The organism is Parabacteroides sp. HGS0025, assembly GCF_000969845.1.
GTDB lineage: Bacteria > Bacteroidota > Bacteroidia > Bacteroidales > Tannerellaceae > Parabacteroides > Parabacteroides gordonii.
Genome location: NZ_KQ033902.1, coordinates 3,116,569 through 3,139,020 on the forward strand (window position 1 = coordinate 3,116,569; position 22,452 = coordinate 3,139,020).

General features: G+C 46.2%; 16 protein-coding genes and 3 tRNA genes. 7 read left to right on the plus strand and 12 right to left on the minus strand.

The genetic code is table 11. The annotated features are described in order from the left end of the window. Positions 1-3: 3 nt before the first annotated feature. The gene (locus HMPREF1212_RS12290; RefSeq protein WP_046149547.1) at positions 4-2,451 is read left to right on the plus strand and encodes a hypothetical protein; all 2,448 of its coding nucleotides are present in this window, start codon (positions 4-6) and stop codon (positions 2,449-2,451) included. Between the two features lie 116 nt (positions 2,452-2,567). Here HMPREF1212_RS12290 and HMPREF1212_RS12295 read toward each other — a convergent pair. The 10 genes from HMPREF1212_RS12295 to HMPREF1212_RS12340 all read right to left on the minus strand — a co-directional run bounded on the left by HMPREF1212_RS12295 (position 2,568) and on the right by HMPREF1212_RS12340 (position 10,622). Beyond that, positions 2,568-2,651 (minus strand) — tRNA-Leu (locus HMPREF1212_RS12295). Between the two features lie 3 nt (positions 2,652-2,654). Beyond that, a tRNA-Leu gene (locus HMPREF1212_RS12300) sits at positions 2,655-2,739 on the minus strand. 49 nt (positions 2,740-2,788) lie between these two features. Continuing rightward, positions 2,789-2,861 (minus strand) — tRNA-Gly (locus tag HMPREF1212_RS12305). A 135-nt stretch (positions 2,862-2,996) separates the two neighbouring features. Continuing rightward, a complete protein-coding gene (locus HMPREF1212_RS12310) occupies positions 2,997-3,818 on the minus strand; it encodes a purine nucleoside phosphorylase I, inosine and guanosine-specific (RefSeq protein WP_304247065.1) in 822 nt (273 codons plus the stop codon). A 15-nt stretch (positions 3,819-3,833) separates the two neighbouring features. Next, positions 3,834-5,090 (minus strand): amidohydrolase, encoded by a 1,257-nt coding sequence (locus tag HMPREF1212_RS12315; RefSeq protein ID WP_028728311.1) that lies wholly within the window; start codon positions 5,088-5,090, stop codon positions 3,834-3,836. Beyond that, positions 5,087-6,397 (minus strand): DEAD/DEAH box helicase, encoded by a 1,311-nt coding sequence (locus tag HMPREF1212_RS12320; RefSeq protein WP_046149548.1) that lies wholly within the window; start codon positions 6,395-6,397, stop codon positions 5,087-5,089. The genes HMPREF1212_RS12315 and HMPREF1212_RS12320 overlap by 4 nt, the downstream gene beginning before the upstream one ends. Next, complete coding sequence (locus tag HMPREF1212_RS12325) at positions 6,394-7,749, minus strand: dipeptidase (protein ID WP_046149549.1); 1,356 nt, start codon at positions 7,747-7,749, stop codon at positions 6,394-6,396. Before HMPREF1212_RS12325 ends, HMPREF1212_RS12320 begins: the two co-directional genes overlap by 4 nt. A gap of 142 nt (positions 7,750-7,891) precedes the next feature. Then, the gene (locus HMPREF1212_RS12330; RefSeq protein ID WP_046149550.1) at positions 7,892-9,055 is read right to left on the minus strand and encodes a carboxymuconolactone decarboxylase family protein; all 1,164 of its coding nucleotides are present in this window, start codon (positions 9,053-9,055) and stop codon (positions 7,892-7,894) included. 108 nt (positions 9,056-9,163) lie between these two features. Beyond that, a complete protein-coding gene (locus HMPREF1212_RS12335; RefSeq protein ID WP_046149551.1) occupies positions 9,164-9,682 on the minus strand; it encodes a methylated-DNA--[protein]-cysteine S-methyltransferase in 519 nt (172 codons plus the stop codon). Positions 9,683-9,743: 61 nt separating this feature from the next. Continuing rightward, positions 9,744-10,622, minus strand: a complete 879-nt coding sequence (locus HMPREF1212_RS12340) for an arginase family protein (RefSeq protein ID WP_082099923.1) — start codon at positions 10,620-10,622, stop codon at positions 9,744-9,746. Positions 10,623-10,855: 233 nt separating this feature from the next. Here HMPREF1212_RS12340 and HMPREF1212_RS12345 point away from each other — a divergent pair, with 233 nt between their 5' ends. Then, a complete protein-coding gene (locus HMPREF1212_RS12345) occupies positions 10,856-11,290 on the plus strand; it encodes a DUF6078 family protein (protein ID WP_046149553.1) in 435 nt (144 codons plus the stop codon). Between the two features lie 188 nt (positions 11,291-11,478). Here HMPREF1212_RS12345 and HMPREF1212_RS12350 read toward each other — a convergent pair whose 3' ends face one another. Further along, positions 11,479-12,321, minus strand: a complete 843-nt coding sequence (locus tag HMPREF1212_RS12350; protein ID WP_046149554.1) for an aldo/keto reductase — start codon at positions 12,319-12,321, stop codon at positions 11,479-11,481. A 40-nt stretch (positions 12,322-12,361) separates the two neighbouring features. After that, a complete protein-coding gene (locus HMPREF1212_RS12355) occupies positions 12,362-13,447 on the minus strand; it encodes an MBL fold metallo-hydrolase (protein ID WP_082099876.1) in 1,086 nt (361 codons plus the stop codon). 229 nt (positions 13,448-13,676) lie between these two features. Between HMPREF1212_RS12355 and HMPREF1212_RS12360 the strand changes: the two genes are divergently transcribed. The 5 genes from HMPREF1212_RS12360 to HMPREF1212_RS12380 all read left to right on the plus strand — a co-directional run bounded on the left by HMPREF1212_RS12360 (position 13,677) and on the right by HMPREF1212_RS12380 (position 22,256). Further along, positions 13,677-14,921 carry a tyrosine-type recombinase/integrase gene (locus tag HMPREF1212_RS12360; RefSeq protein WP_046149556.1) on the plus strand — a complete coding sequence of 415 codons (1,245 nt, stop codon included), beginning with the start codon at positions 13,677-13,679 and terminating at the stop codon, positions 14,919-14,921. A gap of 552 nt (positions 14,922-15,473) precedes the next feature. After that, a complete protein-coding gene (locus HMPREF1212_RS12365; RefSeq protein WP_046149557.1) occupies positions 15,474-16,046 on the plus strand; it encodes a DUF3575 domain-containing protein in 573 nt (190 codons plus the stop codon). Positions 16,047-16,067: 21 nt separating this feature from the next. Continuing rightward, positions 16,068-17,756 carry a DUF3868 domain-containing protein gene (locus HMPREF1212_RS12370; RefSeq protein ID WP_046149558.1) on the plus strand — a complete coding sequence of 563 codons (1,689 nt, stop codon included), beginning with the start codon at positions 16,068-16,070 and terminating at the stop codon, positions 17,754-17,756. After that, on the plus strand, positions 17,756-18,706 hold the full coding sequence (locus HMPREF1212_RS12375; RefSeq protein ID WP_046149559.1) for a FimB/Mfa2 family fimbrial subunit: 951 nt from the start codon (positions 17,756-17,758) through the stop codon (positions 18,704-18,706). Before HMPREF1212_RS12370 ends, HMPREF1212_RS12375 begins: the two co-directional genes overlap by 1 nt. Positions 18,707-18,725: 19 nt before the next feature. Further along, the gene (locus HMPREF1212_RS12380; RefSeq protein ID WP_157317001.1) at positions 18,726-22,256 is read left to right on the plus strand and encodes a hypothetical protein; all 3,531 of its coding nucleotides are present in this window, start codon (positions 18,726-18,728) and stop codon (positions 22,254-22,256) included. Positions 22,257-22,452: the final 196 nt, after the last annotated feature.

Consider the following 22,452-nt stretch of genomic DNA (forward strand, 5'->3'; position numbering starts at 1 on the left):
CCTATGTATGGCATAAAATTATTATACCGGATTATTATTCTGCTTTCCTGTTCTAATGCTATAGCCCAGAATACATTTAAGGACATCGAGGTCAAACTGGATACCCAACGTAATATCTTCCCACAGGAAAAATTACATCTTCATCTCGATAAATCAATATACATACCCGGTGATACAATTTGGTTTAAGGCATATCTGGTCGATGCAGCCTATCATCTGCCAACATCAAACAGCCGATATGTCTACACCGAATTAATCAATCAGGAAGACTCCATCATTAGCCGGGTAATGATACGGCCCGATTCATTAAATATCCTTCATGGTTATTTACCCGTTGCCACGAATATGATCTCCGGTGATTATAATATCCGTGCCTATACTGCCTACATGGAGAATTATAAAGAATACTTTTTTCAAAAGAAGATACATATCCTTTCTCCACAAAAAGGGGTAAAAGTCAATGAAAACCCTGATATAGTTTCCGATATCGATATACAGTTCTTTCCGGAGGGAGGACAGTCGCCTGTAGGAACAAACCATAAAATCGCATTCAAAGCGATCGGTACTGACGGACTGCATCGTAATATAAAAGGAGTTATCATAGATGAAAAACAGGATACAATCACCCCTTTTGCTTCTACTCATCTAGGCATGGGATATTTTATGTTACAATATTCACCCGGAAAACAATATTATGCCGACTGTATAAACGAACAAGGCAAAAAGAAACGCATCAAACTGCCCGAGCCGGAAAACGGAGTCTCTCTAAAGGTTCAGCATTCAAGAAACAGAATTGCTATATCCATATCCAGACCTGCTTCGCCTGTTTTTTCAGAAGATTCATTATTTGTCCTGATTCATACCAGAGGCATATTGCAGTATTGGGACAAATGGAAAGCAGATCAGGAATTTTTATATCTTAATACGGAAAGTTTTCCTTCGGGTATTTCTCAAATAGCTTTATTTGATAGTAATAAGAACTTACTGAGTGAACGATTAATTTTTGTCTTGAATGAAAACCAGGCGGATGTATCCGTAAATCCGGATAAAGAAGTTTATGGAAAAAGAAAACCTGTAAACTTAAAATTCATATTGAAAGACATTCAGGCGACTGATGGCGACTGTTCCGTATCTGTTACCGATGATAACGATCTTAACACCGATACAACATTTACAATTACATCAAACTTATTATTGACATCCGAATTGAAAGGATACATAGAAAATCCCGGTTATTATATGCAAACCAATAACCGCCAGGCCGCCAATGCCGCCGACCTGTTGATGCTCACACAGGGATGGAGACGGTATGATGTCGCCGGAATAATGAAAAACAAACATCTGGCACCGGTTATAGCTTACGAAACATCCATGCAAATACAAGGGAGTATAAAGGATGGTTATTACAAAAAAGGAGCAACCGCGAATGGCCAGGTCACTCTTTACGTACCGGATTATGATTATTCGGATGCTGCCATTTCTGATGATAATGGTGCATACTCCATAAGTAATTTTGAATTTCCCGACAGTACCCTTTATCTTCTACAAGGGAGTACCGGCAGAGGATCATCTGAAAACGTAATACTGGATGTACGAGAAAGGCCTTTTCCCCCGGTAAACACATTTTACAAATCAGGTACTGATGAATTCATTAAAAACGAAGAGTCGATCGGCTACCAGATGAAAGCAATGCAAAAATACATGGATCAGAATGATATCAGGACGATAGATTTACCTAATATCGATATACAGGCTACCCCAATAAGTAAGCCTGCAAGTACAAGATCACTCTATGAACAATTTAATACACACCAACTGAACGAAGATGAAATATTAGATAAAACGCCAGTCCTAACGGATGAATTGCTATTATATCTGCCCGGAATGTTTGGCTTTAGAAAATATTTTCAGTCGCTCAACAAAGGAGGAACACATGTCGATTCAGGAGAGAATGCGCCCTGCTTGGTTGTATTGAATGACCACGTAATGCCTTCGGATTTTGATATTAACATGATACCTGTTTCTTCCATCAAATTGATCGGAGTCATTTCCGGCCCTAAAATGGTTCTGTTTGGAAGGGATGGGGCTCCGGTCATAAACAGGGAAGAGGCCAAAATCACTCCCAAGAAAGCTTTAGTCATAACGACAAAAGAAACATATACCCCCTCCTCTACTATAAAGAAAAACAGCAGTTTTGTAAACAAGACATTTTTCGGTTTCCAGAAAGCCGCCGAGTTCTATTCCCCCCGATATGAAGCTATAGATTCAATTATCCGTAAAGATCTTCGGACTACTATATACTGGAACCCTTCTGTAAAACTCAGTACGGACAAAGAAAGTGATATATCCTTCTACACTTCCGATAACACAACCTCATATAGCATTATCGTTGAAGGCATAACGAATAATGGTGATATTATTTATTCTAAACATAAAATCCGGGTAAAATAGGAACAATCGAGAAGTAAAGCTAAAAACAAAATTGTCCATATAATTAGTTTCTTATCAAGTACCACACTAAGTACTTTTCACTAATTATATGGACAATAACTGTCTGATAAACTATGTACGCAGGATGAGATTTGAACTCACACACCGTAACCGGCACTACCCCCTCAAAGTAGCGTGTCTACCAATTCCACCACCTGCGCGAATGGTGCCCAGAACAGGACTCGAACCTGCACGCCTTGCGACACACGCACCTGAAACGTGCGCGTCTACCAATTCCGCCACCTGGGCATTTCCATTATATAAAAAAGGCGGCCTCTTACCGCTCTTATTATCTGAGAGCGAAAGACGGGACTCGAACCCGCGACCCTAACCTTGGCAAGGTTATGCTCTACCAACTGAGCTACTTTCGCGATAACGGGTGCAAAGATATAGGTATTTTTTTATTTTCCAAAACTAGAAGATACTTTTTTTATACAAATTTCTCCCCACTCACCCGTTCAAATTCCTATCTTGTTTTAACACAGCAACTTTCGTTCCAAAAGAATTTATATGCGTGAAACAAGTTCACTAAACAAGGTTGTCATAACTACAGCTGCTTTATTGGCTGCAACAATTACATCGGCTCCGTCATTTACAAAATCGTCGGCAAAATGATAACCTTCGTTCGTGATAACAGACATACCGAAGACCCTCAATCCCGCATGGCGTGCCACAATAACTTCGGGAACCGTACTCATTCCGATTGCATCGCCTCCTACCCGGCCATAAAAAGCATATTCGGAAGGAGTTTCAAAAGAAGGGCCTGTTAATCCAACATACACACCTTTCTTTAAAGGAATAGCATGTGAAGCAGCAATCTCTTCTACCAAACGGACAAATTCCCGATCATAAGCACGCGTCATATCCGGGAAACGGGTACCGAACAGCTCATTATTCGGCCCGATCAGCGGATTCGGCATCATATTTATATGATCGCGGATAATCATCAGGTCGCCAACTTTGAAAGTGTTGTTTATTCCACCGGCAGCATTCGATACCAATAGATTCTTTATCCCCAGTAACTTCATAACGCGGACAGGGAAAGTAACCTGCTGCATGGAATAACCTTCATAATAATGAAAACGCCCCTGCATGGCCAGAACTTGCTTACCTCCCAGCTTACCGCAAATAAAGTTTCCTTTATGTCCGGCTGCCGTGGAATGCATAAAATGAGGGATCTCAGCATAAGGAATAACAATAGCATCTTCTATCTGATCCGCCAACGAACCTAATCCGCTGCCAAGAATAATGGCTGTTTCCGGATTTCCGGTGATACGTGCTGCTATAAATGCGGCCGCCTCCTGATATTGCTCATTCGTATAACTCATCATATCATTCTGTATTTATCTTTTCATTAAATTATAGGCTACTTGCGCCGCACGTTCCATAATTTCATCTTCACCCGGTACTTTCTTGTTTTGCATCAGGATTTTTCCATCACAAATAACCGTGTCGATGCAATTGCCGTTTGCTGCGTAAACAAGGTTAGAGGTAAAATTGAAGTTTGGTGTAAACGCCGGTATATTCAGATCGACCAGGGAAAGGTCTGCCAGATAACCTTCTGCTATCCGTCCGGCCTTTAAACCGATGAAAGAGGCTCCGGCTTCCGTGGCTGAATGAAATATTTCATCGGCAGTAACGGCTTCAGGATCTTTCCGCCAGACTTTCCCTAATAAAGATGCCAGCTTCATCGCTTCCACCATATCCAGATTATTGGATGATGAACAACCGTCAGTACCCAGACCGACCGTAATGCCGGCTTCCCGCATTTCCTTGAATTTAAAATGCATACCGGAAGCCAGTTTCATATTGGAAGCCGGATTATGTGCAACCTTCACCTCGTGATCTGCCAACATACGGATTTCATCCGCATCCACATAGATACCGTGGGAAATAACTAATCGAGGAGACAGTACACCCAACTTATATAAATACCGGACAGGAGTTGCCCCGAACTGCTTTACGGAATTCTCCACTTCCCCTTCTGTTTCAGCCAGATGTAGTTGGATTGGTACGTTATGCTCTCTTGCAAAAGCATCCGCCCATTGCAGCAACTCACCAGAAACCGTATAGATAGCGTGCGGACCTACGGAAAAATGGATCCGTTTGTCGTATCTGTCCATTTCATTATATAATTTCTGAATGGTTTGTTTGCTTTTCTCCGCCAACTCCGGTTGGAAATGGTCAAAACAGGCGCTGGATATGACTGCACGGATTCCCATTTCTGCAACAGCTTCTGCCGTGGCATGAAACTTATGGTACATATCGAAGAATGTAGTCGTTCCGCTTTTTATCATTTCCAGGCAAGCCAGCTTAGCTCCCCAATAGACATCCTCTTTCGTCAGCTTCGCCTCGTTAGGCCATATCTTTTCCTCCAGCCAAGGCATTAAAGGCATATCGTCGCCGAATCCCCGGAACAAAGTCATTGCCGCATGAGTATGCGTATTCACAAATCCCGGAATGACCGCCTTACGACGGCCGTCGATTACTTGATCGGCGGCAACAGACAAGCCGGAGCCTATCTGTTTGATGTATTTGTTTTCTATATAAATGTCGGTAGCAACGCCATTCAGCTCTACCTCTTTAATCAATAGCTTCATACAAACTTAGCTTTCATATTCTTTATTTTCTCATCGCGGATACGTGCCAGCAAACCATCTTTCTTATCACGTTTTACTGCGGCATACGCACAACTTTCCTTGACCTCAATAACGCCCAGATCGTCTTTACCCAGTTCGCCTTTCTGGAACAGGAAACCGACTACGTCCTTCTTACTCAACTTATCCCGTTTGCCGCGGTTAATGGTCAATGTAACCCATTCCGAACGGAGTGGCTTTTTAGCTTTTTCGGGCAAGAAGAATTCATCCGGCTCGCGGGTGATGTATTCGGGAACTGTTTCTATCTCATTCAGGATCATAAAGGCGTTCCCTTCTGCATTCATACGGGCCGTACGTCCGTTCCTGTGGATAAAGGCTTCTTCGTTGATGGGAAGATGGTAGTGAATCACATTCTTTACTTCCGGAATATCCAGCCCACGGGAAGCCAGGTCGGTAGAGATAAAAACGGATGCACTGCCATTACGGAAAAGCGACAAAGCCCGTTCACGTTCCGGCTGTTCCATGCCTCCGTGGAAATATTCATTATCCACATCCATTTCAGTCAGGTAATTGCTGACGCGCTCCACTGATTCGCGCTGGTTACAGAACACCAGGGCAGACTCGCCTTTTAACTCTCCGAGCAGTTTGTATAATGTCTCCAGTTTATCCTTGATCGGTGATTTCACGATACGCAGAGTCAATCCTTTCGCCTCTTTCACTCCGGTCAGGAATGACAGGCGGACTGGCGATGTAATGCCGGTAAAAGGCGGTATTTCCACCGCTTCGGTGGCAGAAGTCAATACTCTGCGGCGCACTCCGGGAAGATGCGAAAGGATCTCTTTCATCTCATCCTGGAAGCCCAGTTCCAACGACTTGTCGAATTCGTCAAGGATCAGCGTACGAACGGTATCCAGATTTATATTCCCCCGTTCCAGATGGTCGAGGATTCGTCCGGGCGTACCGATCAATACCGTTGGCGGATGCTCCAAGCTTTTCTTTTCCGTCCGGATAGGATGACCGCCGTAGCAACAGTTCACCTTATATCCGGCTCCGAGCGAACGGAATACCGTCTCTATCTGTAAAGCTAATTCACGCGACGGAGCGATGATAAGTGCTTGTATCTTCTTGTCCTCATCCGTCAACGTAGTAAGTAAGGGCAGCAGGAAAGCCAGGGTTTTACCCGATCCTGTAGGACTGAGTAAAACCATATCTTTCGTTGTACCGGCATCAAGCACGGCCTGCTGCATTTCATTCAGTGCCTCGATGCCTGTATTCGACAGGGCACGGGCTATGATTTCATTTCGTGTCATTTATATTCTTTATAAAATTCGGCAACCGATTCAATCCCTTTATAGAAGAAATCGAGCGTGCAACTCTCATTAGGAGAATGAATAGCGTTCTGTTCCAGTCCGAAACCCATCAAGACGGTTTTTATACCTAACACCTGCTCGAAGGTGGAGATAATAGGAATACTTCCTCCACGACGTACTGCCAGTGGTTTCTTGCCAAAAGCAACCGCGCAGGCCTTTTCAGCCGCCTGATAAGCCGGAAGGTCAATCGGACAAACATAACCCTGTCCACCGTGTTTCGGCGTGACTTTTACCTTAACAGATGCAGGAGCCACCTGGTTCATGTAATCTTCAAACATCTTTGAGATTTTGGAATGATCCTGATGCGGAACCAGACGGCAGGACACTTTCGCATAGGCTTTGGACGGAAGTACCGTCTTACTGCCCTCTTCCGTATAACCGCCCCAGATACCACAGATATCGAATGACGGACGGCAACTGTTCCTTTCCAGCGTCGAATAGCCTTTTTCCCCAAACAAGGCATCCACACCGATAGCCGCCTTATATTTTGCTTCATCAAACGGGATTTGTGCAATCATTTCACGTTCAGCCGGAGAAACTTCTTCTACATCATCATAGAAACCGGGGATCGTGATACGTCCGTCGGCATCGATAATATCGGCCATCAGTTTACATAATACATTAATAGGATTAGCTACTGCCCCACCGAAATGGCCGGAATGCAGATCACGGTTCGGCCCGGTCACTTCGATTTCCCAGTAAGCCAGACCACGCAGGCCGGTTGTCAACGAGGGAGTTTCGGCACTTACCATACTGGTATCGGAAACCAGAATTACATCGGCCTTCAATAAATCTTTATGTTCACGGCAGAAGGTTTCAAGGCTGGGAGAACCGATTTCCTCTTCTCCTTCGAAGATAAACTTCACATTACACTTCAGCAGATCGAGCTTTAACGCTGCTTCGAAGCCTTTTACCTGCATCATGGATTGGCCTTTGTCGTCGTCCGCTCCACGCGCCCAGATACGGCCATCGCGTATTTCGGGTTCAAACGGCTGGCTTTTCCACAAGTCCAGCGGTTCGGCCGGCATTACATCATAATGGGCGTAAACAAGCACGGTCTTGGCATCGGGCGCAATCATCTTTTCGCCATATACAACCGGATTGCCTTCTGTCGGCATCACTACGGCTTTATCCGCGCCAGACGATAGCAATAGCTCCGTCCAGCGCTGAGCACAAGCCTGCATATCAGGTTTATGCTCTTGTTTGGCACTGATGGAAGGAATACGGATTAAACTGAACAACTCTTCCAGGAATCGTTCTTTATTGGATTCGATATACGATTTTACTGACATAAAACAGAAGATTTAATTTTAAATTTAACGTTTTTATTTAAGGTTACAAGTTTACGAATAAATTACTTAAATCCCCATTTTATTGTCATATAAAATATAGTAAGATGTTAATGTAACGTCAGTTTTATCTATCGCTAAAAGCTTATTTTGTCTTTAATCCGGGAATTAAGGGAGTGGTATCCACCAGTTCTAAATCCTTTACCATAGACAAAGTTCCCTGCTTGTATTTCTGGAAATGGGGTGTTTGGATATGCTTTTTATAAGCCTCCCGGTCTGCATAAATCTCCAGGATCGTTATTTTATTGGGATTTTCTTTATCAGCAGTAGCATATAAAGTAAGTACTCCCGGTTCCAGACGCATAGAAGCTTCGATCTCCTCTTTCAGATAAGCATTATAGGCATCCAATTGTGCCGGATCCACTGTTATTTTAGATAGGCGAACCAGGTTATTAGCCGGATCGGTAGTTGCAGAAGCCTCCTTTATTATCTTCAGAGCCTTTATTGCCGGGGGAAAACCGATATACGGAAGACATTGTATAACTGCTGCCACAACCGTTTCTTTACTGTTGCCGGCATTCAGATTTCCCTGAAAATGAGAACGAAGCTGACTGTCGGCTTCCAATGTGGTCAGTACACAATATCCCAGTAACTCACGTGTCTTAAGGTCAAGCCCGTCACGAGTATAAATGTCACCAAAGCAATATTCCGTCAGGAAACGTTCTACATCGTCACCCATTTCACCCGGGATATCTTCCATTACCTGGCTGATACCGCCGGGATAAAGCCGATCTTGTATAGCCGCACCTTTTTCATGACGGCTTTCTTCCGTAACTGTGCCTTGTTTTTCCAAAGGCAAGGAAATGCCTCGTTCCTTAAAGACTTCGTTAATGACAGTCAACGCGTTCAAGGTTTTTGGAAAACCGATAAACGGAGCGCATGAATAAATAGCTTCACGAAGTTCAACAGGAGTAACTCCCACATTCAATGCCGCACCTGCATGCGCCTTTAATTGCGGCAAGGTCTGCATAGTTGCTAATGTTACACAGGTAATCATTTCACGGGTCTTTATATCCAGTTCTCCCGTGCGAAATACTTCTCCGAAAATAAACTTTTGAAGAATATCCATCATTTCGGGGTCAGTTCCTTGTCCGGTCAAAGCTTCGCCACCGAATAAGGTAGTGTAATTCTTTTTACATAATTCGATCCTATCCATATCTTTTTCTGTTTTAAGAGACGGGGCATTCTGAGCAGTAGCAGGTATTAAGCCTGATACGATGAATGCCAATGTTAACAATTTACGTTTCATATCCTTATGTTTTGCTGATATTGCAAAAGTAAAGAAAATGAACTGTTTGGCTTGTAGATGGATTACGGATAAATATACCTAAATTACAGAAAGAAAGATTGAAAAAGATCAGAACTGCTTGTCGGAGGATTCCAAATCAAGCAATTGCTGTTTGGCAGAAAGACCGCCGGCATATCCAACCAGCTTTTGGTTACTTCCGATAACACGATGGCAGGGAACAAGTATCGAAATAGAATTTGCACCATTAGCCGCAGCTACGGCACGAATTGCTTTCCGGTTACCTAAGTCCTGCGACAGAGCAGCATAAGAGACAGTCTTTCCGTAAGGGATGTTCAATAATGCATTCCAGACTGCTTTCTGGAAATCAGTACCGGCAAAAAGCAATGGGATATCGAACTCAGTTCTTTTCCCGGCAAAATATTCATCCAGCTGGGAAACTGTTTGGGCAAGCACTTCTGATTCGCCTGCTTCATAACGGGCATGCAATAACTTTTGCAACCTTCGGTCGATCAATGTTCTGCGCTCCTCATTTATCCAGTCGCACAAACATAGTTTACCGTCTAATGAACCCAGTATTAATTCTCCGCAGGGAGACTGGTAGTTTTGTATATAAATAATATTTTCCATACTTATAACTTTAATATCACAAAGATATAAAGTTATAAGTATGAAATAACCTGATTCTTGCTTATTTTAATAAAGGCAACCTGTTTAGCATATTCTTGATACGGATAGCAGTACGGGGCATCGCTTCTGCAACCGTCAAACCAACCACTTCTTTTTCGGCTGCAATATCATTTATGACACGAATAACCTGTTCCATTTTCATACCGTCGGGATCTGTGCCGACAGCAGCAATGATCTCAGCAGGATCCAGTACGTCCATATCAAAATGAATAACGACTTTCGATGCCCCGCAGGATCTCAGCCATTCCCGGATTGCATCGCTGTTGTCTGCCACTTCTTCTCCCGTAATATTCGGGATACCGTATTGTTGCTGGCGAACTTTGATCTCGTCACGTTCCCAATTCCGTATCCCGACTAACAAAACTTTAGACGGATCTATTTTAGCAGGCAACACCGAAATAAGCTGTTTTTCTCCATAACCCATACAAGCAGTAGCCGCCATAGCATGATAGCCCGGATAAACATCGCCGGGTAATGTCAGGTCAGGATGAGCATCGATCCATATCATCGCTACGTCACCTTTATATTTGTCTGCAAGATAAGTAAACGGAACGACACTCACAGAGCATTCACCGCCAAGTGTTATGATCCTGTCGGGGTTGGCAGCACGTAACATTTCCAATGCAGCTTTCGACTGGCTTAAAATAGCGTCACGATCGATCACTCCGTCTGTTACTTCCCGATCAGTCATATCGGTAGATACGGGGACAGTCAATGTCTCCTGTCCGCTATCCGGAGCGAGAAAGTTTAATAATTGTGCCCCTAAATAGTATCCTCTTGAAGCCTCTGCCGGATCATTTTTAAGTTCCGGTAGCAGGTCGACTACGCTTGCGCCCTGCCATTGCGGATAAATCAATCGAACTGTTTTTTCTTTTTCCATATTCTTATCTTTTTCTGTTACAAAGTTATAGATTCCATTAATACCGTACAAGCATTAGGAAATACCTGATCCCCAAAGAGTTTCAGTACAGGCATATCCCCGAAGAGTCTCTCCGGTCGGCTATCGAGCCATTCTACAATCCGTATTAAGCGATTATTTATCCGCAAACTTCTTGCCATTGGTTGATTTATAATGTATCTTTCGCAGAATTAATAACCTTGAATTATACAATCATGGATAAACCGTTCGATTACTCGGAAGTTCCTTTCAATTTTGGTCTGTGTGCAGCCGAAAGCTGTCCGAATGCCGCTACTTGCCTGCGCCAGATGGCTTTTAAATACGTCCCGGAAGAAGTTATTTTCCCTTCGATACTGAACCCCAGGATTATAGCGAAAACAAAAGGGAAGTGTAAATATTACCGTCCCGATACAAAAATACGTCTTGCCAAAGGATTTATGCGTACAGTAAATGCATTGACCCTTTGCGAAGCCGACTCTTTCCGCAGCCGGATGATCGCCTTGTTAGGCCGGAAAAATTACTACCTGAAGCGAAAAGGCGGAGCGCCCTTATCTCCCACCGAGCAACAACGCATAGTAGCTATCGCCAAACACTCGGGAGTGGTTCTGGACGAATACTTTGACGAATACATCGAATCCTATAACTGGTAAATCTGATACTTGCGAAAGGGCTCCAGTTTCTTACTAAGGAAACTGGAGTTTCTTCCTTAGGAAACGCGAGTTCCCTCCCGAGGAAACCGGAGTTTCCTGCATGGGGAACTGGAGTTTCCTAAGCACGAAACTACGAGGAAACTGTAATCAACTGGCAACCACTTAATAAGAAGATTTTCGCCTTCCCGTTATTTTACCAGATCAATCAGCCATTTTACTATCTCCGGATCATAGTGAGAGAAGAACAGGCTCTTTGCCTGATCGAGTCCATATATAGCCTGCATATCTTCTTCCGTCAGGGCAAAATCGAACACTTCCATGTTCTGGATCATCCGTTCCTTGTGGGTTGATTTGGGGATGACGATAATACCTCGCTGGATAAGGAAACGCAAAGCGGTTTGTGCCACTGACTTTCCGTACTTCTCCCCTATCGCTTTCAGCACTTCGTTAGTGAAGAAATCGTTCTTACCTTCGGCAAACGGGCCCCACGACATAACACGGGTACCGTAACGTTCCATGATCTTCTGCGGTTCCACCTGCTGGTTGAATACGTGTGTTTCCACTTGATTGACAGCCGGCTTTATCTCGCAGAACTCCGCCAGGTCGATAAAACGGTCGGGATAGAAATTGCTTACTCCGATAGCACATGCCTTGCCTGCTTTACAGGCTTCTTCCATAGCGCGGTAAGTACCGTAATAATCGTTGAAAGGCTGGTGTATCAGGAGCAGGTCGACATAATCGCTTTGCAGTTTGCGCAGAGATTCGTCAATGGATGCTTTCGCCTTCTCATAACCTCCGTTAGAGATCCATACCTTGGTGGTGATAAATAATTCATCACGGGAGATACCGCTTTTATGGATGGCATTTCCGACTCCTTCTTCATTATAATAGGCTTGGGCGGTGTCGATAGAACGGTAGCCGACGCTTAAGGCATCGAGTACGCAACGCTCACACTCTTCGGGCGTCACCTGATATACGCCATAACCTAAAATCGGCATTTCTACGCCGTTGTTCAATTTTACTGTTTCCATAATTTATCTATTGTTTTACGAGATTATCTAATTATAAGACTTATAGCTCCACGACCTGCCCAATCTCCGGGACGATCAGGTCTAAGGAGTTCCGCACTGCGGCTTCGGCTTCGTTCTTCAGCGGTTCGTCCCAGGGATGACGGGCAAGTGCGTATTTGGAATGGTGTACGGTGACCAGCCTTTTTGTTTTCAGATCGCGGGCTGCTTCTCCCAGAGAGGTCGGCATCAGATGGATATGTTGCCAGTCTTCATTATACTGTCCGTTTTCCAGGATAGCCAGATCGATGTCCGGATGTTGGCGGCCTATTTCTTCGTAATGTGTGTCGTAACCGCTATCTCCTCCCATATAGACTTTACGCGAAGGGGTATCGATCAGGAAAGAAGCCCAAAGCGTTTGGTTAGGTGTCAGTCCACGTCCTGAGAAATGACGGACAGGCAGGCAATGGACGGTAAAACCTTCATCCAACAAGGCATCTTCCTGCCAATCCAGTTCCACTATATTGTCCTTGTCATATCCCCAACGCTCGAAATGCTCGCCTACCCCTAACGGGCAGACTACTTTCCGCACCCGGTCTTTCAATTGTACTACCGTTTGATAATCCAGATGATCCCAATGGTCATGGCTGATCACCAGATAATCGATCTCCGGCATATCTTCCGGCTTATAAATATCCGTTCCCTTAAACGGCTTATTGACAAAAGATACGGGAGAAGCCATACAAAACACCGGATCGACCAGCACACGCTTTTCCGACAACTGAAGCAGATAAGAAGAATGCCCGAACCAGACCATCCAGTCCGAATCTTTTGGCAAAGCTTTCAAATCCGTTTTGATTGCCCGCACAGGTTTGTCGGGATAAAGCCTTTCCGGCTTTGAGAACAGGAACTTCCACATGGCTTTCAATAGTCCGCCCTCTGCTGTTACCGTCTCCGTAAGACGCTGGTTTTGAAATGAACCGTCTCTGTACTGGGGTGAACGTTTGATCCTTTCCAACCGTTCACCTTGGGGCAAACGCCCGAAGCTCGGCTGGTTGATAAATGCAATCCCAACCACGCCCAACACAACTATTATACCTATAACTATACCTGTTATCATACGCCACTTAGTCTTTTTAATTAACCTCATAACCGAGTTCTTTGTTTTTTGATGATACAAATATAGTCTAATGTCAAAGAATAAAAAGTAGATAGATTACAGATAGAATTACCATTATTACGGATGGGGAAACTGCTCCGGCAAACACCCGGACAAATTCCCCGGGTGGGAAATATCGGTCAAATGATATGAAAAGTATTTAAACCCAATCTTTCTTATATTTGTTGTTTACCGACATAAATACAAGAAAGATTGAGTTATGAACAACGTATCAGTAAAAGTGAAACGCCGGAAATCCAAGATAGCAGGCAAGCAAACACCGCTTTGCATTCAGCTGATCTACCGGCGAAAAATGAAACGTATACCGCTGGAGAGTAAGGTATACGAAGAAGAATGGGACCCCTCCGGGGAAAGGGTGCAGATCCCCCCCGGCACAGACAGGCTGCGCAGCGAATACCTGCTGCAAGTATCGGATGCGATCGATGCCGCTTGCCATATAATCCGACGGATAACGGAGGAACAAACGGCAAACAATATCCTTTCCGTCGATGACATTGCCACCTTATATAAAGAAAGGACGACAAGCCTCTACCTTTCCGCCTATATACGCAAGCTGTCGGGTCGCTCACGGCTGGAGGATAAAACAGCCACAAGCCGTCACTACCGAAGCCTGGAAAAGAGCTTCCAAGCATTTGCAGGAAGGGATGTACGGCTGGATGAAATCGATGAACCATTGATCCGGGATTACGAGCGATACCTCAAAAGCAAAGGATTGATGGATAATACCATCTCGTTCTACATGCGTAATTTCCGGGCAATCATGAACAAGGCATTCGTCGACGGGCTGGTAAAAGAATGCGCCTACCTCTTCAAACGTGTGAACACCCGCATCGAAAAGACACAAAAACGGGCCGTGGAAGAAAAGGTGATCCGGAAAGTAAAGAACCTGAAAGAGGATACATTGAAAAAAGCGGGACTGATCCTCGCCCGCGACCTCCTGCTGTTCTCCTATTACACCCGTGGCATGGCTTTTATCGATATAGCCTACCTCACACGCGATAATATAAAAGGAGACCATCTGGTCTACCAGCGCCGGAAAACAGGTAAAGTCATTCAAATCAAAATATTACCGGAGATAAAGGAACTGATCGACCGTTATTCCTCCGGCTCCCCTTATCTCTTTCCCATCCTGCCGGCCTCCGACCCTTCCTACGATAAGTATGAGAATGCACTCCGCCTGCAAAACCGGCGACTGGAGAAAATAGGGGAATTGGTGAATGCCAAATTATCGACCTATGTACCCCGCCACACCTGGGCCAGTACGGCTAAAAAGAAAGGGGTACCCGAAGAAATGATATCGGAAAGCATGGGGCATAATTCCGTAAAGACTACACGGATTTACATAACGACAGATAATACAAGGCTCGACCTTATCAATAAGTATGTGATTTCGGATAATGGGAAGAGGATTTACTCCCGGATGTTAAAAACCGTCTCTTACTAAGAGACAGATAAGACATTTTATTGTCTGTTAAAACGTTGCAAACGTAATAACATTTATTTGATAAAACAAATGTTTTGAGATAAAAATAAAATATAAAGACTTTAATATTCAGCCACTCTCTGAATATTGATACATTTTTTAAGGAAAGAGCCACCTCATATATATCCCTTCCCGCAGGCCAATTATGTCAATTATCCATTAATATTTCTACTCGCTATATCCTGTTTATCAGTTGTTTAACAATTGTTTGACAATACAGCCCACTCCCGGACTGTTTCCCCAAACGTTTCTTTTTTCAATACATATTCATTGTCAATCTCTTGAAAAAGAATATTTCCTAAGTATTCCGATACTAATCTCATTTCCGGGCATCTATCGGCTTATTCCGATCCGCTCCGGGAAATTTGTTTGACATTTTGTTTGACAATTCTCATCTCCGGAGAGATCATTTTAGCGACTTTCTTTAAAAATCAACCTAAATCGACTTTGCCTATTCCCCATTCTGTCTCTTAGTAAGAGACGGAATAGATACAACACACTAAATGTATTAATATGTATAAGGGTAAGATCAGAGAGCGCCACCTCCTACTTCTTCTATTTATTTGCCTATCTGTTAACCTTCACGGGCAACAAACGGCATTAAAGACGAACGTATTGTTCTGGGGAACCACCACACCGAACGCCGGTGTGGAAGTGGGGATCGCCAGACAATTCACGGTGGAGGTATGGGGGGCCTACAATGCCTGGAAGTTCCCTAACGACATGAAACTGAATCTATACCTTCTCCAGCCCGAAGCACGCTACTGGTTCTGCCGCAAGTTTGAAGGGCATTTCGTTGGGGTGCACGGACACTACGGACATTTCAACATCGGCCAAATCCCTTTTATATCCGGTCTGAAAGACTATGTATTGCGGGGCGACCTCTACGGAGGCGGCCTTACCTACGGCTATCACTGGGCCATCGGCAACCGATGGGGACTGGAGGCGATGATAGGAGGCGGATATGCCTATATGAAATACGATAAGTACCGCTGTGCCGATTGCGGCGAGAAAGTCGGCTCCTTCACAAGGAGCTATATCGGGCCGACACGGATCGGACTTTCTGTTATCTATTTCCTGAAATGATCTTTTTGAAACAAATGCGATATGAAGTACATCCTGCTATCACATAATTTAATATTAATACGGTTGCTAATGGTTCTGTTTTGTTTCCATTTAGGTGGGAAGGTTACGGCACAGGGCATACGCATCGTTCCCGGCAAACTGTACGTGAAAAACGACAGCCTGCATGTGAACCTGACAATGCATCTGGACGGGATATCCGTCGGCAGCGGAACGGCCTTTTTCTTTACCCCTGTCATGTCGGGCAAAAAGAAACAGCGCCTTTCCCTGCCGGCCGTTATCATTAGCGGCAAACGCCGTGCCCGACACGACCGCCGGGAGGCTTTCCTCTCGCCCGACAAAGAGGAAATGCAGCCCTACCGGCAGATCATAGCAGGAAGAAATTACCAGAACGCTCCAATCAATTACCAAGTCGCTGTGCCCTATGCCTCCTGGATGCAACAAGCCATGCTCCTGCTACGGCAGGAATACAAGGAATGTTGCGGAAAGGAGCTGCTGGCACTCGATACGCTGAAACAAAGTCTACTAATATCTTCTGTTCCTCCGGCTGTCCGGGAAAACGAAATCCCAACTAAGCCTCGATCCCGGGCAGCCAGGGAGGAACTTACTCAGAAAACGGTTGTAGCGACAACGGTTATAAAGCCGGCCGGTTCGAAATCCGCCGCCAAACAAATAGCCGACGGAAGCACTTCGGCCTATACATATAATAATGTACCCGCCGTCAGCCGACCGGCTGCCCCGGTGGTACTGAATGCAGACGATGTAGACCTGTACGCCTCGATGGTGTCGTTCCTGGCCTCCGAAGGCAATATGGGCAACAAGCACCGCACCGAAGGCGCCGTACTCTATTTCGATTACCCCCTGGGAAAAGACGATATATACCCCGATTACAAAAACAACCGGGAAGAGATAGGTAAAGTGGAGAAAATACTGGGGCCGCTCAACGACAACCGTTTCTCTACCCTTGCCCGCCTGCGCATCCGGGGATATTCCTCTCCCGACGGGCCTTACGGCGACAACGAGCGGCTGGCCAAAGCACGCTCCGCACTCTTTGCACGCTACCTGCGCGATGCATACAACATCCCCCGCAGCAGCATCGAAGTATCGTCCGAAGCCGAAGACTGGGAAGGCCTTATCGACCTCTTGCAGAGCTACCGTCCGCCGTATACCGAAGCCGTGCTCGACATTATCCGTCGCTACGGCATCTTCAACGGACGAGAAAAACAGTTGATGGATTTGCGGGGAGGCGCCCCCTACAAGGATATGCTGCGACGCTTCTTCCCGAAACTGCGCCGTATCGAAGTGGTGGTGCAATACGATATCAGGGAAGTGGACGGAGCCGAAGCATCCGAGCTGATCTACACGCATCCCGACCTGCTCAGCCTCGATGAAATGTATGCCGTGGCGCGCTACTACCGCCCCGGAAGCGACCAGTACCGCGAAGTGTACGAAGTGGCCGCCTACCATTTCCCGAACGATGTGGTGGCCAACGTCAACGCCGCCTCCGCCGTCATGCTGACGGGCGACCTGATATCGGCATGGAACTATCTGAGCAAGGTGGAAGCCGACCCGCGTGCCTGGAACAATATAGGTGTGCTCAACCTTATGGAAGGTAACCCCGAAGGCGCCGCCGTCTGGTTCCGCAAAGCCGTCGGCGTAGAACCCCGTAAAGCACGGGCAAACCTGCAACTGGTTGAAAGGATGATAAGATAATGGACAAACAAAGGATATTACATATAATCTACGGAGTGTTGGCAGCCTTGCTGACTGCCTGCTCTTTTGGCGACGAACCGTCACTCTGTCCGTACAACGTCCGGATGGAATACTGGTACGCCGGGAGCAGCGCCGAGAATGCCTTGCCTACCTACGTAGACAATATCCGTCAATACCTGTTCGATGAAGAAGGTAACCTGCTGGCTAGTACCACCTTGCGCGGCGACAGCATCACCGGATGGAACGCCGACCTGAAAGACGGCACCTACACACTCGTTGTCTGGGGTAACCTGGGCGAAGAAGGGAAAGAAGCAACCACGGTAACAACAAAAAGCGATTATAATATGAATGAAATGACACTGAGCGCCATCACTTCCGGAGTGCCTCCCGGATACCGCGGCAACACAGCCAGGCTCTATTACGGCACGTCTACCTTCACCCTGAAAGACGGGATGACGGAACGCCGGCGTGTCTATCTGTCGCATGCACACGCAGCCCTCAACATCACCGTACAGTGGCGTACCGCAGAAAAACCTCCGCTCGACGGTACCTGGCGGATGCACCTGAAGGGCATCCCCGCCCTCTACGACTTTACCGGAGGGACAGAACAGACCGTCCCGTCGGGCAATGGCAGTTATACGATTCCCCGGAGCGGAAAAACAATAACCTATCACGAAACACGCGCCGCCATGAACTACGACTACGAAGTGACCGGCGAATTCGTCACCTATCGTTATACGGCCGGCACCCACGAGCTGTGGAGCCTTTGGCGCGACGGAGAGCAAGTCATAGGCGACCTCGACCTCCACCTCTTCTTTTCCAAACTCCCGATGGATATGGACCGGAATATGGAACAGGAGTTCGACCTGACGATCACCGTATATGAAAATGAAATTATAGTAACACAATCGACTGCCTCCGATTGGGCGGAAGGCGGTTCTATCGGATAATCATATAAAATACAGCGATATGAACTATTTTCACAAACTAAGCACCATACTTTTATGTAGTTTCTTATTGGGCGGCTGCACGGAAGAGACAGAGCAAAAGGGTACAGACCCCGTCATCCCGGATACGGCCGACTCCCGCCGGGAAGTTATGATGACTTTGAAAAATAAGTTGTCGGTTAAACTCGTGTCCTCGAAAGCGGAAACACCCATCGCCACCGCCGCCGAAAACACTATTTCGACACTCGACGTATACGTCTTCGGGGCTACACAGGAGAACGGCGACTACACCTTCCTCGAACGCTTCGCCTACCGCGCCGATGCCAACGACAAACTACCGCAGGGAGCCACCGAGTTGCAACTCAACACCAACGATGCCGACGGCAGCGAAACGACCGCACTGATGAAATTGAAAAAAGGACTCTTCGTCAAACTGTACTGTATCGCAAACGATACGACGCTGGTCGACCCGGCTGACAACAAGACCGTGAAACCCGCCGACTTCACCCCCATCACCTTTACGGAAAGTGAAGACGGTACTACCCGTTTGGCAACCGAAGGCATCCCCCACGAAAACACCTTCACCACCTGGCATACGCACCTGCTCAGTGCAACCGTACCGGCAGACACACTGGCTACACCGCTGGCTATGGCAGGAGCATTGACCACACCATTAGACCTGACAGATTCGGGGAGTGCTGCGCGCTTACAGATCGGTTTCCGACTGACACGTCTCGTGGCTCGATATGATATTATGAATGAAGCGGGAAGTTCCCGCTTCATCATCGAGACTGTCTCGATCGGCAAGGCACGACGCGGTTCAGGCTATTTTCCCATACGACCTTACGGTGATATGCCCGAAGCGAAACCGGACGAACTTATCACTAGTCCCGTACGACGGTTCTACGGAGAGAAAGCCAACAAAGGATTGCAGACAGGAGCTTTCTACTCTTACCCTTCACCTGAAAAAGACAATGCTTTCTTAATTCTTAAAGGTATGTATAAAGTGAACGAAACAGAATATAAAGAAGTCTCTTACCGGGTCCCTTTCACCAGGCAGAATGAGAACGGAACGGCTACAATCTTAGAGATTGCCAACAACCACCGCTATACACTCGCTATCACGGCGGCAGACCTCTACCACCTCGACTGCAACATTTCCGTAGACGACTGGGCGGACGACGGAAGCATCATCGAGTTCAACCCCAACGAAGATACCGGGGAACTGGCCGTAACCATTCCCGACGGATTCAAGGACGACACCAAATACGATCCCGATACGCGATCCGTCAGCATGTCGCTCAAACCCGGTAGCCAATTCGAACTGAAAACGACTGCCTCCTCCAATCTGATGGTCGAGAAAAAATATGTCGGTGGACTCGCCGCACAGCAATACGACTGGCTGGAAGTATCGGAACCTGTCGTATCCACAAAAACAGCGTTAAACTTCGCATATACCTTCTCGCTGAAAGACGGATATACAGGAGGACGGTACCCCCGTGCCGTACTGCGGTTCACAAACACCATGAACGGCGACGAAACGACCTTCTTCGTCGAGGCGGTATCCGTCCCACAGGCGGACAACACACCGCAGCCGGGTACAAACAACCCCAACACCTTCGATGCCGAAAACCTGCTGGTAAGCCTCTACCGCATTACCGGAAGTAATGCGCATGTGCGTATCACCTGTCCCGACGGTACCGGGGTGGAAAGCAAGCCCGACTGGCTCGATGTGGCCATCGAACGGCAGAACGGGGCGGAAACGATCTATTCGTTTACACTCAACAACCGCGATATCACCGATGTTCCCGAAGATAAAGGCATCGTCACTTTCCGCAACAGCAAAGCCGGTGATCTAAAAACGGATATCACCGTGCAACTGCTCGAAGCCACCCTGAAACCTGATTTCAATACCCCTACGATCGACGGCACCAAGAACAGCTATGAGGCTGCTACCGATGACAAGCCGGCAAACGTCAATATGCAGATTTCAGACGCGAATAATTTCGCCGTCACTTGCAGATCCATGCAGGGCATCGAGATCGGCTTAGACTTCGACGGAGGGCCCGAATGGCTCAAAGCCGCAGGCGCAAACGTAACCAGGGCTTACAATGAGAATGCAGAACTCACCTTCTCACTCGACAATGCCAAGCTGGGAGGTGCGAAAAAAGCAACCGTCACACTCAAAAACAAAGTTGGCGGCAAAAACACGGTCTTCACCGTCTCGCCGGTGTTCCCTGTCCCCACCATCGCTTTTGTCAGCGGAAGCAACTCGCCCACACAAAACACGATGTCGGGCACGGCCATTAAACTGTATCAGGTAACCGGTTCGAAGGTCAGTTTCAAAGCGAATGCCTTGGGCGGCACCTGTGTCAAAACCCTGACGGGTGATATCACCGTGACTGCCGACGACAATTACAATGCAGAAAAAACGTATGTGGTCACTTGGAAAAGCGGTACATCGGCTTCTTTCGTTATTGCAAACAAATCGGACGAGACAAAGGAGACTGCCGCTTACACGGTGAGTGCGCCGGCTACAACGATTACGGCTACCGACAATCTCAATATGAATACATTGGCCAGCCAGAACGTAACCAATACAATCAATTCGCCCGAAGGATGTACGGCTTCCGTAAACTGGGGAACCGGCGGGCAAGCCTGGTTCGACCTGAGCGCCACAAACTTCAATGCGAACAGCCAAGCACTCAAAATGACAACAAAAAGCGATATCACAACGCTGACAAATATACAGAAGGCAACGATTACGTTGACAAACAAAATCACGGGAGGGACTGTGAAAACATTCACTGTAACGCCTGTTTATCAATTTATCAGCGCAGAACAAACTTCATCTACCGGTAATAATCTGATCGGTACGGCTATCAATATGGTAAAAATGTCAAGCAACTCCGGCTACCATGCTCAAATAACATTGAAAGTAGTATCTCTGGGTGGTAGCAAAGTCACAGTATCCGGAACCGGACTGAAATTAACCGGGGCAGCTTTCAGCACTGCCTACACAACAAGCTATACACTCGATGCTGCTTATAATGCAGCGGCTACCGGGACACTCACGATTACTAATTATCAGAATGCCGCAAGTAAAAAGGTTTACAACATAAGTGTGAAAGATCAGACGATTACCTATACGTCAAAGAGTACTGGGAAAACGTATCCGGCTTTGGAAATGGCAAAATATTGGGTAGCACCGGTAACAGAAGGATTAGCTAATTTCAATGATGCACAAACAAAATGTCCAGATGGGTGGCATCTTCCTGATCAATATGATATAAGAGATGCAATAGCAAATGATAAAGAAAATTTAGCAAACATTTATCTTCCAGGTGCCGATCCTAAAGGAAAAGCAACAGGTGGTGACTGTAAAAATTTAATTGCTTACTGGACTTCTTCTGAGCGTGCATCAAAAGGTCAAGGATACGCAGCAATAACTGTGAGTAATAGTCAATGGTATTGGTATGGTCAGGGAAATAATCGATGGTCGGATGCAACTCCAACGGATTTATTAAACGTCCGTTGCATCAAAAACAAATAACACAAATACCTGCGTACCCGAAGCCCCCGGCTTCCCCGAATAACTGTACGCCATAAATAAGAATAGCCGCCAGCGGGCGGCAAGCAGGCTCCGGCCTGAGCGATCTTTGACATGATGGGATTGACAGGGAAAAGAACTGTTAATTAGGTAAATGCTATTGACTATCTGATAAATTGTCAATACATTTGCCCGAACT

Bases quoted from the DNA above. Each gene is read 5' to 3' on its own strand.
- HMPREF1212_RS12365 (WP_046149557.1), top strand. From the start codon at position 15,474: ATGTATAAGGGTAAGATCAGAGAGCGCCACCTCCTACTTCTTCTATTT.
- HMPREF1212_RS12355 (WP_082099876.1), bottom strand. From the start codon at position 13,447: ATGAGGTTAATTAAAAAGACTAAGTGGCGTATGATAACAGGTATAGTT.
- HMPREF1212_RS12375 (WP_046149559.1), top strand. From the start codon at position 17,756: ATGGACAAACAAAGGATATTACATATAATCTACGGAGTGTTGGCAGCC.
- HMPREF1212_RS12380 (WP_157317001.1), top strand. From the start codon at position 18,726: ATGAACTATTTTCACAAACTAAGCACCATACTTTTATGTAGTTTCTTA.
- HMPREF1212_RS12340 (WP_082099923.1), bottom strand. From the start codon at position 10,622: ATGGAAAAAGAAAAAACAGTTCGATTGATTTATCCGCAATGGCAGGGC.
- HMPREF1212_RS12325 (WP_046149549.1), bottom strand. From the start codon at position 7,749: ATGTCAGTAAAATCGTATATCGAATCCAATAAAGAACGATTCCTGGAA.
- HMPREF1212_RS12310 (WP_304247065.1), bottom strand. From the start codon at position 3,818: ATGAGTTATACGAATGAGCAATATCAGGAGGCGGCCGCATTTATAGCA.
- HMPREF1212_RS12345 (WP_046149553.1), top strand. From the start codon at position 10,856: ATGGATAAACCGTTCGATTACTCGGAAGTTCCTTTCAATTTTGGTCTG.
- HMPREF1212_RS12320 (WP_046149548.1), bottom strand. From the start codon at position 6,397: ATGACACGAAATGAAATCATAGCCCGTGCCCTGTCGAATACAGGCATC.
- HMPREF1212_RS12330 (WP_046149550.1), bottom strand. From the start codon at position 9,055: ATGAAACGTAAATTGTTAACATTGGCATTCATCGTATCAGGCTTAATA.
- HMPREF1212_RS12290 (WP_046149547.1), top strand. From the start codon at position 4: ATGTATGGCATAAAATTATTATACCGGATTATTATTCTGCTTTCCTGT.
- HMPREF1212_RS12370 (WP_046149558.1), top strand. From the start codon at position 16,068: ATGAAGTACATCCTGCTATCACATAATTTAATATTAATACGGTTGCTA.
- HMPREF1212_RS12335 (WP_046149551.1), bottom strand. From the start codon at position 9,682: ATGGAAAATATTATTTATATACAAAACTACCAGTCTCCCTGCGGAGAA.
- HMPREF1212_RS12350 (WP_046149554.1), bottom strand. From the start codon at position 12,321: ATGGAAACAGTAAAATTGAACAACGGCGTAGAAATGCCGATTTTAGGT.
- HMPREF1212_RS12315 (WP_028728311.1), bottom strand. From the start codon at position 5,090: ATGAAGCTATTGATTAAAGAGGTAGAGCTGAATGGCGTTGCTACCGAC.
- HMPREF1212_RS12360 (WP_046149556.1), top strand. From the start codon at position 13,677: ATGAACAACGTATCAGTAAAAGTGAAACGCCGGAAATCCAAGATAGCA.